The 12,505-nt window shown below is 69.5% G+C and carries 12 protein-coding genes; 8 read left to right on the forward strand and 4 right to left on the reverse strand.

The window, feature by feature from the left end:
• Positions 1-69: 69 nt before the first annotated feature.
• Positions 70-3,021: a BTAD domain-containing putative transcriptional regulator gene (locus OG510_RS15315; protein ID WP_406137373.1), complete on the reverse strand. Its 2,952-nt coding sequence runs from the start codon at positions 3,019-3,021 to the stop codon at positions 70-72.
• Between the two features lie 483 nt (positions 3,022-3,504).
• Here OG510_RS15315 and OG510_RS15320 point away from each other — a divergent pair, with 483 nt between their 5' ends.
• A complete protein-coding gene (locus tag OG510_RS15320; RefSeq protein ID WP_406137375.1) occupies positions 3,505-3,702 on the forward strand; it encodes a hypothetical protein in 198 nt (65 codons plus the stop codon).
• On the opposite strand, the gene OG510_RS15325 is transcribed toward OG510_RS15320, so the two are convergent.
• Positions 3,662-4,606 carry an aldo/keto reductase gene (locus OG510_RS15325; RefSeq protein WP_406137376.1) on the reverse strand — a complete coding sequence of 315 codons (945 nt, stop codon included), beginning with the start codon at positions 4,604-4,606 and terminating at the stop codon, positions 3,662-3,664. The genes OG510_RS15320 and OG510_RS15325 overlap by 41 nt on opposite strands.
• A gap of 97 nt (positions 4,607-4,703) precedes the next feature.
• Complete coding sequence (galE, locus tag OG510_RS15330; protein WP_406137377.1) at positions 4,704-5,708, reverse strand: UDP-glucose 4-epimerase GalE; 1,005 nt, start codon at positions 5,706-5,708, stop codon at positions 4,704-4,706.
• Positions 5,709-6,030: 322 nt separating this feature from the next.
• Here galE and OG510_RS15335 point away from each other — a divergent pair, with 322 nt between their 5' ends.
• The 7 genes from OG510_RS15335 to OG510_RS15365 all read left to right on the forward strand — a co-directional run bounded on the left by OG510_RS15335 (position 6,031) and on the right by OG510_RS15365 (position 12,120).
• Positions 6,031-6,684, forward strand: a complete 654-nt coding sequence (locus OG510_RS15335) for a hypothetical protein (protein WP_406137379.1) — start codon at positions 6,031-6,033, stop codon at positions 6,682-6,684.
• Between the two features lie 14 nt (positions 6,685-6,698).
• On the forward strand, positions 6,699-7,745 hold the full coding sequence (locus OG510_RS15340; protein ID WP_406137381.1) for a hypothetical protein: 1,047 nt from the start codon (positions 6,699-6,701) through the stop codon (positions 7,743-7,745).
• A 341-nt stretch (positions 7,746-8,086) separates the two neighbouring features.
• Entirely contained in the window at positions 8,087-8,626 is a 540-nt protein-coding gene (locus tag OG510_RS15345; RefSeq protein ID WP_406137383.1) for a hypothetical protein, read from the forward strand.
• A gap of 500 nt (positions 8,627-9,126) precedes the next feature.
• Positions 9,127-9,354: a hypothetical protein gene (locus OG510_RS15350; RefSeq protein WP_406137385.1), complete on the forward strand. Its 228-nt coding sequence runs from the start codon at positions 9,127-9,129 to the stop codon at positions 9,352-9,354.
• Positions 9,351-10,616, forward strand: coding sequence for a WXG100 family type VII secretion target (locus tag OG510_RS15355; RefSeq protein WP_406137387.1), 1,266 nt, complete (start codon positions 9,351-9,353; stop codon positions 10,614-10,616). Before OG510_RS15350 ends, OG510_RS15355 begins: the two co-directional genes overlap by 4 nt.
• Before the next feature lie 23 nt (positions 10,617-10,639).
• A complete protein-coding gene (locus OG510_RS15360; protein ID WP_406137388.1) occupies positions 10,640-11,410 on the forward strand; it encodes a hypothetical protein in 771 nt (256 codons plus the stop codon).
• Between the two features lie 11 nt (positions 11,411-11,421).
• A complete protein-coding gene (locus tag OG510_RS15365) occupies positions 11,422-12,120 on the forward strand; it encodes a hypothetical protein (protein ID WP_406137390.1) in 699 nt (232 codons plus the stop codon).
• A 44-nt stretch (positions 12,121-12,164) separates the two neighbouring features.
• On the opposite strand, the gene OG510_RS15370 is transcribed toward OG510_RS15365, so the two are convergent.
• A complete protein-coding gene (locus OG510_RS15370; protein ID WP_406137391.1) occupies positions 12,165-12,449 on the reverse strand; it encodes a hypothetical protein in 285 nt (94 codons plus the stop codon).
• Between the last annotated feature and the right edge of the window lie 56 nt (positions 12,450-12,505).

A 12,505-nucleotide genomic window follows, 5' to 3' on the forward strand; every position in this document is an offset into this window, starting at 1 on the left:
ACCGGGGTCCGGGGCAGAGCCCCGAAGGGCCCCGCGCCACAGCACCCCGCACCCCCGCCACGCGTACCGTCACCCCGCCGCAGCAACACCCCCGCGCCACCCCGGAAGCAGCTCGTCCAGCAGCGCCTCCGTGCGCGACGGCAGCCCCCGCTCCCCGCTCTGTACGGTCAGATCCGCCGCCAGCTCACGCAGCCGCGCCTCGTCGCCCGTCGCATGGGTCGCCCGCAGCAGCTCGTTCCAGAGCCGTTCGTCCGCCGACGACCCGGAGACCGCCGCCCGGAGCGCGGCGATCGCCTTCTCCGGCTGCCCCTGCTCCAGGTGGTGCGCCGACAGGGCCAGCGCCACATCGGCCACCAGGAGCGGCAGCTGCGTGTCGATGATCTCGTGGGTCAGCCAGGTGTAGCGGCCCTCCGTACGGTCGGCGAGCAGCGGCCCCCGTACCAGCCCGAGCGCGTCCGTGAGCAGCCGCTCGCGCACCGAAGCGCGGCGCGCCCCCCGGCCCTCGGTGGCCTCGTGGTGGAGCGAGCGGAGCACGTCCAGGTCGGAGACCACGGACGGGGCGAGCGTGAGCCGCCCGGTGCTGTCCGTACGGAGCCGGGCCGAGCCGTCCTCGTCGGTGCCCAGCCACAGCCGCAGCCGCTCGATGAGCGCGTCGCACACCTCGGGGGTGACGCCGCGCGGCCACATGGCCGAGGCGAGCACCCGCGGGTGGACGCCCTCACGGTGCAGCAGGAGCAGCGCCAGCGCTTCGTGCAGCAGGGCGCTGCGTTCGCTGTCCGGGGTGTCGAGGCCGATGATCTCGTACGGGCCGACCAGCCGTGCGTACACCGCGGGGCGGCCCTGCTCGGTGATGTCGACCAGGAACGGGCGGGCCGGTTCGGGGCCTTCGCCCTCCGGGTCGGCGTCCGCGAAGAGCCGTACGACCGCTTCGTGCTGCGCCTGCGGCAGCAGCTGCGCCTCCAGTTCGAGGCCCAGCAGCGGCGCGAGCAGCCTGCCCTCGCCGGTGATCTCCAAGTCCCAGGTGGCGCCCTGGAGTTGACCGGCCGTACCGGCGCCGATCAGGCAGCCGATGCCCAGCCGCCCGGAGTCGGTGGTCAGTTCGGCGAGCGCGGCGGCCTCCTCGGCGGTGGGTTCGTCGGCGACGAGCACCAGATGCGGCGCCCAGCGGGTCTGCTGCGCCGGGCCGGTCCTTCCGGTGAGGACCGAGTCGTGGCCGGCGGCGCCGAGTGCGCTGCGGCGCTGGCCGATCTCCGCGCCGAGCATCTCGATCAGCTCGTCGACGGAGCTGAGGTGGCGCAGCCGCGTCGGCGCCAGCGGGCTGAGCTCCGCGCCGAATCCCACGACCGTGACGGTCATCCGGTCCGACCAGCCGTTGGTGGCCAGTTCGGCGGCGACGGACGAGAGGACGGCGGCGCGGTCGGGCTCGGCCCCGGTGAGCGCGACGAGACCGGGCACGGCCTCCAGGTTCAGCAGCAGCCGCGCGTCGTCACGGGTGCCGAGGCTGACGAGCCCCGGGTAGGGGGCGGCCGCGGTGTCCGGTGCGATCCCCTCGTACGCCGCGACGGCCGACCGCTCAAGGCGCCAGAACGTCTGGTCCTGCCCCTGCTGCCACGGCGCCGGCGGCGTACCCGACGGCTGGGCGAGCTGGAGGTGCAGGTCCTCGTCGGTGAGCCACGCCGCGTACACGACGGGCAGCGGGCGGCCGTCCTGGCCGAGCGAGGAGGAGAGCCCGCGCAGCGCCAGGTCGAGGAAGCGGACGGCGTCGGGGTCGGCGCCGACCAGCAGCGCGTCGTGCGCGTCGGCCTCGTCGCCGGTGGGAACCGGCGGTTCCATCCCGCGCCGGCCGGCCACCGCGGTCATCGCCGACTGCCACAGCGCCATCCGGCGGCGGCGGCCCAGCGCGCCGAGCACCCCGGCGGCGAGCAGCGGGGCGCCGATGAGGGCGGTGGAGAGGCCGAGCCCGGATCCCGAGCTCTGCGACGGGGCCTCGGCGACAGCACCCGATCCCGCGCCCGACCCGGCTCCTGCTCCGGTGCTCGGCGCGTTCGGGAGGCGCTGCTCGGGTACGGAGATCTGCGCCGTCGGGCTGTCGACGCGGCCGCCGCCCTGGTGCTGCGCCGGCTGCTCCTGGTGGTTCCCGGACTTGGCGTACTCGTCGATCTGGTGGCGCACCTGCTCGGAGACGCTGGGCGCCTGGTCGGGCATCTCGACCAGCTCGCCGCCGTGGGCGTCGGCCGGCATCTCCATGATCCAGCCGGGCCTGATCAGACTCGCCTCGGACAGCTTCGTACCGTCCGGCTGCATCCGGTCCTTGTTGAGCTGGTAGATCTCCTTGTACCTGCGGCCGTCGCCGAGGTGGCGCTGGGCTATCTCCCACAGCGAGTCGTGGTGGCGGCCCTCGGGCGGGCTGATCCGGTAGAACTTCGTCGCACCCTCGGCCCCGGTCTTCGCGTTGGCCTGCTCGGCGTGCGCCTGTGCGTCGGCCTGCGAGGCGACGGCCGCCTGGGCCTGCTGCGCGACCCCGATCCCGGGGGCCTGCTGCGCGGCGGCGACCGTCGGCTTGTGCGTCGACTCCAGGGACTGCCCGAACTGCGCGATCCCGGGCGCGAAGCTCGCCGCGGTGGCGCTGACCAGGAGCAGTGCGGCGATGAGCTGCCGGGCCAGCATCTGGCTCGGCCCCGCACCGGGAATGTGCGAGGGCATCCCGACACCGGAGACGGCGGCCTTGATCTCCACGATGACGCAGGCGGCGAACTGCGCCCAGGCCAGCCAGACGACGCAGATCAGGATGTTCACGAACGTGTCGACGGTGATCTGCTGCTGCACCATGTCGAAGGACGGCATACCGTGCGGCAGCGGCCAGCCCTGCGTGGAGAGGGCGAGCGGCACGGCGAGCAGCAGCCCCGCGAGCGCGAGAAACGCGAAGAACGCCTTGGCGAAGTCCCCCGCGGTCCGTTGCCGGGGCAGGGGCTGAGGCGTCCGGTTGGTCGGGCCCGTCGAACCGGGAGTATTGCGCGCCATGGCGGGTGTCCTGTGGAGGGAGAGGGAGCGGGTTCGGGATCGTCGGGGGCGGTGGAGTGTGGAGTGGTGGGGCCGTCGGCCTGCCGGCCACCGGTCGGCGGGTGTCGGCAGCCGGGTGTCGGTCGTCGGCTGTTGGCCGTCGGGGCCGGTCGGACATCGGGGGTGGACTGAGCCTACCGAGATGGTACGGACGGTTTCGAAAGACAGACAGGGGCGGACGGACACAACGCGTCCGATATGACGGGGCTGTTGACGCTTGCCCGGATTACGCACCGGAGGCCGGACGGTGCCACGGTGACGGAACGGCCCCCGGCACGCGGGAATCCCGCGCACCCACGACGGATTCGTCACGACCGGGTCACACGATCCGCGCGTGAACGGCCGGAGGGCGGCGTCCTGTGTCCGTTGGCCACTGGTCACCGGTCACCCGTCACTGGTCAGCCGTCACTGGTCAGCCGTGACGGCTCGTTCGATCATGGATGGATGACTGCCTCCTCTCACGTGTGCTTCGCCGTCCAGGACATCGAGCACGCCATGGCGGACTTCCGGCGCTCGGCCGGGGTCGAGTGGAGTGAGCCCGCTTCGGAACAACTGGGCGAGTGGGACTACCGAATCGCGTTCACCACAGGCGGTCCGCCGTTCATCGAGCTGATCGAGGGGCCCGTGGGACGCGTCCGGTGACGCGCTCGGTGACGCCCAGCAGCTCCATGTCCTCTCCGGTGAGACGAAGCGCCCCGGCCGCCACGTTCTCCTCCAGGTGGGCGGGGTTGCCGGTCCCCGGGATCGCCAGGACGTGCCGGCCCTGGTGCAGCGTCCAGGCCAGGCGGACCTGGGCCGGGGACACCCCGTGGGCCTCGGCGACGGCCCGTACCCGCGCGCTCCCCCCTCCACCGGCCCCGGCGCCCTCGTCCCGGCCCTCACCGGCGATCGCGAAGAACGGCACGAAGGCGATGCCCTGCTCCCCGCAGTACGTCAGCAGTTCGCCGCTCCCCCGGACGTCGAGGCTGTACTGGTTCTGCACACAGACCACCGGCGCGATGGCCCGCGCCTCCGCCACATGCTCCGCCCTGACGTCGGACACGCCCAGGTGCCGGATCAGCCCGGCGTCGCGGAGGTCGGCGAGAGCGCCGAAGTGCTCGGAGATCGAGTCCTGGGACATCCGGCGGAGGTTCACCACGTCGAGGTGGTCACGGCCCAGCTGGCGCAGGTTCTCCTCCACCTGGCCACGCAGCTGTTCGGGCGTGGCCGTGTACCAGTCGCCCGAAGGGTCCCGGCCGGGACCGACCTTGGTGACGATGACGAGGTCTTCCGGGTACGGGGCGAGCGCCGTGTTGATCAGCTCGTTGGCCGAGCGGAGCCGGGAGAAGTAGAAGGAAGCGGTGTCGATGTGATGGACGCCGAGCTCGACGGCGCGGCGGAGAACCCTGACCGGTGTGTCCCGGTCACCCGGCTCGCCAAGGTCGAACGCGGCGCTGCCGGTCAGACGCATCGCTCCGAAGCCGATCCGGTTCACGCTCCGGTCGCCGAGTGTCCAGGTACCTGCGTCCGATGCGCCGGCTTTCGCCACGGTGTCGGTGTCCTTCACGTCACTGCTCCCCCGAGTCGCACGTCGATCCGCCCCTGCGCTGCACAACACGCCTGCGCGGCAATGCACCCCGCAGCACTGCGCTGCGCAGCCTCCCTCAACCGGCCAACTGCGCGGTCCATTTCTCACGCCAGGCCAGTGCGTCGCGTACGCCGTCCACCAGGCTCTTCTGTGCGCTCCAGCCGAGGAGTTCGCCCGCCAGGTCACCGGAGGCGTAACACCCGATCACATCCCCCGGGCGCCGTCCGGCCTCGCGGACATCGAGGCTCTCGCCCACGGCAGCCTCGAAGGCCGTGACGAGTTCACGCACAGTGGTGCCCTGTCCGGTGCCGACGTTGATGACGCGGTACCGGTCGCCGGCCGAGGGTTCGACGACCGCGTCGAAGCGTGTGAGGGCCGCGACATGCGCGCGGGCGAGGTCCCAGACATGGATGTAGTCCCGGATACCGCTGCCGTCGCGGGTCGCCCAGTCCATCCCGGTGACGGTGAACGGCGTGCCCTCGGTGTGCGCTTCGATGAGCTTGCCCAGCGCATGGGTCGGGGTCGGGTCCTGCAGCCCCGTACGCAGCTGGGGATCGGCCCCGATCGGGTTGAAGTAACGCAGGGCGATGACACGGACGGGCGCCGCGACGGTCCAGTCCTGGAGGACCTGCTCCATCATCTGCTTGGTACGCGCGTACGGACTTTCGGCGGCCACCGGGGAGGTCTCGTCGGCACGGGCGTCGGCGGTCGGCGCGTAGATGGAGGCGGAGCTGCTGAAGACGACGCGCTCGCACCCATTGCGCTGGAGTGCTTCGAGGAGGTCGACGGTCTTGGCGACGTTCTCCCGGTAGTAGTGCAACGGCCGACCGACCGACTCGGGCACGACAATCTTGGCAGCGCAGTGCAGGACCGCGTAGATATCGGGATGCTCGGCGAACACCCGGTCCAGCAGCGCCTGGTCGGCGATATCGCCCTGGTAGAAGATCCGGTCGCGGACGAATTCGCGCCGCCCCTTGGAGAGATCATCGAGGATGACCGGGGTGATCCCCTGATCGATGAGGGCGGAAGCGACGGTACTGCCGATGAACCCGGCACCGCCGGTGATCAGAACCTTGGTCATACCCAGAAGTCTCCCCCAGCCCCAACCCGGCCCCGGGCCCGCGGGGCCGGGACGCCGTTCACGGGCCCCGACGAAGCCGCTCGTCCGGGGCATCAAAGTGCGCCGCCGCCACTCCATCGCACGTGCACACGGCCACCGGGCGGCGCACAAAACACCTCGCCCGCGACGGATTCGTCACGACCAGGTCACACCTCCCGCACATGGCACGGAATCCCCCGACGGCCCTCTGCTGCCCTTTACATGCGGCTGGTAGCTTCGAATGCCCTGAACGTTTGCAGTCCGGTTCTGCCGGACCGCTGCCGCCAACCGGGGGAGAACACTCGTGGCCCGCCGCACTCCAGCCATCGCCGCCGCACTAGCTGTCAGTGCGGCCCTGCTACTGACCGCATGCGGAGGCAGTAGCAACGACGCCTCCAAGGACAAGATCCAGGGCGCCGACGAGGGGACGAAGAGCCCGTCTGCTTCGACATCCACCTCCGCGGACCCGGGCGCAGCACGGCCGGAGATTACGATCCCCCACTCCTTCCAGTTGAATTTCCAGGGCTGGAACAGCAGCGACCCCGACGAGCAGGCCGTTCTCAACGACGGCAAGGAGCAGGTTCGCGCCGGGTACGCGGCCATCATGGCCAAGGCTCCTGATGCCGCGTACCTGAAGTTCTACGACACGGCGGCCGGCCTCTCCCAGGACCAGGAGTGGATCAAGACCTACACGGGCAAGGATCTGACACTCATCGGCAAGGCGCCGGTCTATGACGCCAAGGCGAGCATGCTCGGCAGCAATAAGACACGAGCGGTCCTCAACTACTGCATGGACGAGAGCAAGGCGTACACAAAGGGCCGTAAGACGGGCGAAGTCAAGGGAAACCCGGCAGGCACGGATCCCAAGGTGTATTACACGGCCACGCTGCAGAAGAGCTCACAAGGCGTTTGGCAGACCGTGTCCACCAACTCCAAGAGGGGTGGGTGCCCGTCGTGAACCCTCGGCGCAGGATGACAGCTCTCACCGTGGCCTCACTCATAACGGTCGCCCTCGCTTCGGGCCCGGCCCACGCCGTCGGAGACGGCGGCACGAAGGGCGGCTCGAACGGCGGCTCGAACGGCCGGAACCTCAACGCATCCGCCACCCACTCCCAGATCCGGCTCAGCTACCCCAAGGGAGGCGGCGGAAGCGGCAAAAGGGGCAACCTGGGAGCGGTCGACCCCAACTGGAAGCCGCCGGCGTGCTGGTACGAGCCCGTGTTCACGCCGGAGGGGCTCAAGTCATTCGTCGACGAAACGGATGGCGAGGGCGATGTCGGCATCCACGAGTCGTGGTACGGCAAGGGCCTTTGGACCGACCACTACAAGGACGGCAAGCCCGAGGACAACTTCGACGACTCGAACTCCAAGGCCGATGGCTACAAGAACTACAACATCGGCAAGGGCGGATACTTCTGGCGGAGCGTAGCGCCGGACGAATCGGACCCCGACTCCTGGCAGTGCGGCCGCATCATGTTCTGGCAGCCGGCCGGTCAGGTCCCGAAGATTCCGCACGCGCCCACGCCGAAGATGCTCGCCGAGTACGCGTACAACAAGGTCAAGGTCCCCGAGACCAAGATCGAACTGAAGCCGCAGACCAAGTCCACCGTGAACCTGCCCACCTGGGTCTGGCTGGACAAGGGCACGTTCAAGGACGTCGCCGTCCGCGCCGAACTCCCCAACACCGGGCTCTGGGCCGAGACCACCGCGAAGCCCGTGAGCCTGCACCTGGACCCGGGCACGGATGACGCGGACACCTTCCCCGCCTCCGGCACCTGCACCTTCAACAAGGACGGCTCCATCGGCACCCCGTACAAGTCGGGTGACGCCAGCCAGAACCCGCCCTGCGGCATCAACTATCTCCACGCCACCGACGGAAATCCGTACCAGCTCAAGGCGTCGATCACCTGGAAAATCAGCTGGAAGGGCACGGACGGCGCAGGCGGCGACCTGCCCGACGGAACCTTCCAGACCACCCAGGACATGAACGTCCAGGAGATCCAGACGATCAACCGCTGACAAAGGCTGGTAAAGGGCCGGGCCGCGAACGGGCACAGTTCGGTGCCCCAGCTGTCACATCGCGCCCTGACACACGCCGCCACGCGGTCGCTGCCGAGGGCAGCAGCCGTTCCGGAGGGAGCCCCTGGGTCACCGCCGTCGCCCGGGAGTACTCGCACCATACGATCAGGCCGGGGCCGTGGGCGCCCCAACCAACTTCAGGGGGAAGACAGATGGGAAGGCATCCACGGTCACGGTGGGAGCATGCCGCGGCATCGGCGACAGTCGCACTGCTACTGGCAGGGGCGGTGTCCGGGTGCACGGGCCAGTCCCATCGGACGGCCGCCGGCGGGCCGTTGAACGTGTCCCCGTTCGTGAAAAAGGCACGTGCCACTCACGGCGATGCCGGACCCTGCCCGATCAGCTACGACATCGGCAAAGCAGCGAAGCGGATTGGCGTGAGCGGCCAGGCCGGGCCGGAGCACGGCAAGGGGACGGTGAGCGCCGAAACCGACAAGACCGCGGGACCCGGCTCACCGCTCGCCGACGCCGGTGGCGCAGTGGTGAGCTGCGCCTTCGGGATCGCCGCAGACAAGATCACCGTGTACACGGTCGGCACCCGCCGCCCGGATTACGCATTGGGGTTGATGGCCCCCCAGATCGCCTCTGATGCGCAAATGACGTCCAGCGCGCTGCAGAAATGGCTGCCCACGGCTCAGAAGGCCAAGCGGGGCACGGCCACAGTCACCCCGAGCGGAAGCGTCGGCGCCGTCCGGCTTTCGGTGGACGGCGCCGGTGACATCGCCCTGGTGGTCGGCGAGGGGAAGGACGCCCACACACACATCGGTGCGGACAAGATGAAGGCTCTCACCGAGACACTGGCCGCCCAGGCCGACTGGTGAACGTGACACCCGGGCAAGCCCGTCGCGCAGCCACCACCGAGCCGACGAACAACCGGACAGGGCCTCTGATGGCCGTCCCCCACCGGCATCACCGGGTTCTTCGGCCGCAGTGACGAGTGGGGTTCCTACGGAATCCTCCACGCCGGCAAGCGGTCCCGCCAGTGAAGCGCACGACGGCTTCCGAGTACCGGCACCCGCTGTCCGGCACTGGGCAACCTCGAAGGGCCCGGCCCTCGCCACGGAGGGCGGGCGCCGGGCGCGAAGCCCCGGCCGCAGTCTTTTCGCCAGGCCACACGATTGCAAAGTTCCGCTCACTGCCCGGCCAAGAGTGGTTGATGCACCCCTTCCGGCGTTGACTGCGCCCGGCCCGGCCGAGCACCGTCTGAGGCGGAGGCCGGGGCTGCGAGGGATCAGCCGGGCCCGGGTACTGAAAACGGGGTGCAGGAGCAGTGGGTTACCGGGGCGGTGACGCCGAGCACATACATGCGTCGGCTTCAGCCATGAAATCAGTTGTTACCTCGGCCAACGGTCATTCCAAGACCGGAACGGCGGCCGGCAAACAGGCATCGGGCGCCGCCGGGGACCACCGGGTGGCGTCGGCCATCACCGCGCTGGCCGGTGCGATCGCGAAGGCGGCCGGGGACACCGGCACCTCCGTCAGTGATCTCGGTGACGTCGCCCGGACGACCGCCGCCAACCTCAAGAAGGCAGGCGGAGGCGGCAAATGACGCCTCCCAGCTACACCGTCCCGGCCGGGAACCCCGAAACGCTGCGGACCGCCGCCGGCCGGTTCAAGTCACTGGCCCATGACCACTCCACGCTGCTGACAACCTTCCAGCGGCATGTCGAAACCGTACTCAAGGGCTGGTCGGGGCCGGTGGCCAAGCAGTACAGGACAGCAGCCGAAGGTGTGTACCCGCGCTTCAAGGCGGTCCATGTGGCGGCGGGCGCCGCCTACTCGGCGCTGCACACCTACGCCGGTGCGCTGGAGACCGCCCAGAAGGCCGTGAAGGGCGCCAACACCACCGCCGACAAGCACGCCCAGGGCTCGCACTCCTCTGGCTCGCACCCCTCTGGCTCGCACCAGCCGTCCACCCCGCCCGGCCAGTCCCCCAAGGCACTCGGTCAGAAGGTCAGCGACGCGAATTCCGATCTGAACCGCGCAGCGCACACGTGCGCCACCGCGCTCAGCAACGCGCAGACGACGCTCGGCAAGACGTGCCTGGACACCCTGTCGGCCAAGCAGCTGAAAGCGCAGGTGGCCAAGGCGGGCGAAGAGCTCAAGGAAGAGAACCCGGGGCTGTGGGAGAAACTCTTCGGCCCCGAGGGCGAGCTCCGGAAGTGGGACGAGCGCCTGCACGCCGTGCCGGCCCCGTACGCCGACATGGTGTTGCTGAACCTGATGAGCGGCGCGGAGGGCGCGGAGGAGAGCGTCAAGACCGCGGAGGAGTTCGCAGCACGCATTCCCGAACTGATGGAGGCCGACTTCCCGAAGATGGCCCGCCCGATCATGAACGCCATGAGCAGCGGCGCGGCCAGTGAAGCGGATCTCGCCCAGGCGATCGAGGACTTCGCCAAGGACTGGGACGCGATCGGCAAGTGGAACGAGGGCACGAAGCTCGCCAACCTAGGGGAGGCGGCGAGGCTTCCGTGGTTGCGCGGGGCGACCGTGGGGCTGAACGGGCTGGCCATCGTGGGCGACCTCTACACCATGTGGAAGCCCGAGGACAAGGGAGCGATGGGCTGGGTGGACCGTGGCGCGGCCGGTGTCAACGCCGGACTCGCCACCTGGGACACGCTCGCCGCTCTCCAGCTGGTGGACGGCGTACCCGTCGTGGGCGAAGCCGTCATGGTCGGCACCGGCCTGTATCTGGGCGGCACGTACCTCTACCACCACTGGAAACCGTTCAAGAACGTGTGCAACGCCACCGGCCACGCCGTGGCATCGGCAGCCAAGAGCACCTGGCACGCGGTCACCAGTTTTCTCTGAGCAGCCGATGGAGGCAGCACAACATGACGGGTGACCCCCGACAAGCAGATGTCGAAGCGTCGCAGGCGTTGCTGGACCAGGTCGAGCGGGACGGCGCGGTGCAACTGCCCGCGCTGTCGACGGCCGAGCTCTGCGTACTGGGGGCGATGCAGGCCACGCTCGTCGATGCCGACGCCCTCTCCTGGTGGTCCGGAATGCTGGAAGCGGAACGGAGCGGGCTCTCGGCCATGGCGCTGAAGTTCCTGATCCACCGCGGTCTGCTCGATGAGCCGGCGCCCGGCACTGCTGACAGTCCCCTCGGCGAGAACGTGGATCTTCCGGTACGTCCGCTGCTCGCAATGATTTTGGCCGGCCGGGGCCGGCCCTCGTTCGTCGTCCTCCGCCGCGAGGGCCCGAAGGGCGAACCCGAACGTATGCGCCTGTACGGCATTGCCGAGGAGGGCCGTGGGCTGCGGGCCCTGCTGGCCGAGGTGGCCACCGGAAATCACGTGTCGCGATTCGGCCCGGCTTACGAGTACGCCCTGGTCAGCCCCGAGGAAGCCGTAAGTTCCCTGCTGCGCTGGGTCGACAGAGCCCCGGCTCGCAAACTCGGGCGTCGCCTGCCCAAGGTGATCGATGTGTACCAGCCGGACAAGGGCTCGGGTCCCGCACGCGACCGTATCGAAGTACGGGTTGACTCATCCGGGCTGCACGTGGAGCACGAAGGGGTCGGCACAGCGCCAACAACGACCGACTGCGACGAAAAGGCCCTCGGCCGCCTCTTGGCCGATCTGTTCGCTGGACGCACCGCATGAACCTGCCTGTGATGCATGAGCCTGCCTTCTACACCGAGCAGCGCTCCGCGGTCCGCCCACTGCTGGTGTTCCACGGCTTCTTCTGGCCCCTGCTGCTGATCGGCTCGTTCGTTGCCTTGCTACTGACTGACAATCCCTCGGTGTACATCCCCGGAGTGATCCTGGGGTGGTTCGGATCCGTGGCTCTCGGCGGACTGTACCTGGGCCAGGTCTGGCCGATCGGCATCCGCGTCGATGAGGCAGGCATCTGGATCGGCGGCCTCAGTCAGGCCGCGCGTCGGCGGACGCCGGAACACGCGGAAGGCCGCGAGCAGGAAGGCAAGTTGCCTCGCGTCAGAGCGCGGCGGCGACAGGTGTACTTCTGTCCCTGGCACGCGATCAAGCAGGTCGAAGTGGTCACGGAGCGGCAGGAAATCCGGAAGCTCGCCAAGCTGGGCAGAAGCGTGGGGGCGAACCGGTCCTCGGCCGCTATCGGAAGGGTCCTGGTGGGCCCGCTGACGGCCCCGTACATGCGCGCCGCTCTCGTCTTCGCCGTCGATCTGTCCGCGGCTGCTGTTCCCGAGTTCCAGCCCCCCGACACGAAGCGGTACTGGTTCAAAACATCGGCCCCACAGCAGTTCACGTTCCATCCCGTCTGGTCGGCCCCCACCCGCCACCCCGAGAAGCTCCGGGCGGCGCTGGAACAGGCGGGGGCCCGGACGGGGCGCTGACGGCACGGCAGCCGGTCACCGCTCCCCCTGGCTGAGACGCCGGGCTAATGCGCCCCGTGCATCTTCTTGTCCTGCTCCGACTGCTTCTTCCTGGCCTTCTCCACCAGCCGGTTCTCCTCCGCCGGGAACGACTCGAACAGAGTCTTCAGCCGCTTCATACGCCCGTCGTGATCGGTCCGCCAGGTGTCGGCCTTCTTGCCGATCCAGGTGTGGGGCATCATGTCGTCCACCTTCCCCATGGCGTCCTTGATGGCCTTCACCGCTGTCTCGACAGCGTTCATGTCCTGGCGGCACAGATACTCGAGCCGGTCCTCATTGGGAATGCCCATGGAACTCTCCTGCAGTTGGTGACAGCTACGTGAACCCGGCTGCCCGGCGGCGCTCC

Source organism: Streptomyces sp. NBC_01089, from assembly GCF_045162975.1.
Taxonomy (GTDB): domain Bacteria; phylum Actinomycetota; class Actinomycetes; order Streptomycetales; family Streptomycetaceae; genus Streptomyces.

Excerpts from the sequence above, each read along its gene's own strand:
- OG510_RS15315 (WP_406137373.1), bottom strand. The coding sequence starts at position 3,021 with ATGGCGCGCAATACTCCCGGTTCGACGGGCCCGACCAACCGGACGCCT.
- OG510_RS15320 (WP_406137375.1), top strand. The coding sequence starts at position 3,505 with ATGACTGCCTCCTCTCACGTGTGCTTCGCCGTCCAGGACATCGAGCAC.
- galE (WP_406137377.1), bottom strand. The coding sequence starts at position 5,708 with ATGACCAAGGTTCTGATCACCGGCGGTGCCGGGTTCATCGGCAGTACC.
- OG510_RS15340 (WP_406137381.1), top strand. The coding sequence starts at position 6,699 with ATGACAGCTCTCACCGTGGCCTCACTCATAACGGTCGCCCTCGCTTCG.
- OG510_RS15350 (WP_406137385.1), top strand. The coding sequence starts at position 9,127 with ATGAAATCAGTTGTTACCTCGGCCAACGGTCATTCCAAGACCGGAACG.
- OG510_RS15355 (WP_406137387.1), top strand. The coding sequence starts at position 9,351 with ATGACGCCTCCCAGCTACACCGTCCCGGCCGGGAACCCCGAAACGCTG.
- OG510_RS15360 (WP_406137388.1), top strand. The coding sequence starts at position 10,640 with ATGACGGGTGACCCCCGACAAGCAGATGTCGAAGCGTCGCAGGCGTTG.
- OG510_RS15365 (WP_406137390.1), top strand. The coding sequence starts at position 11,422 with ATGCATGAGCCTGCCTTCTACACCGAGCAGCGCTCCGCGGTCCGCCCA.
- OG510_RS15370 (WP_406137391.1), bottom strand. The coding sequence starts at position 12,449 with ATGGGCATTCCCAATGAGGACCGGCTCGAGTATCTGTGCCGCCAGGAC.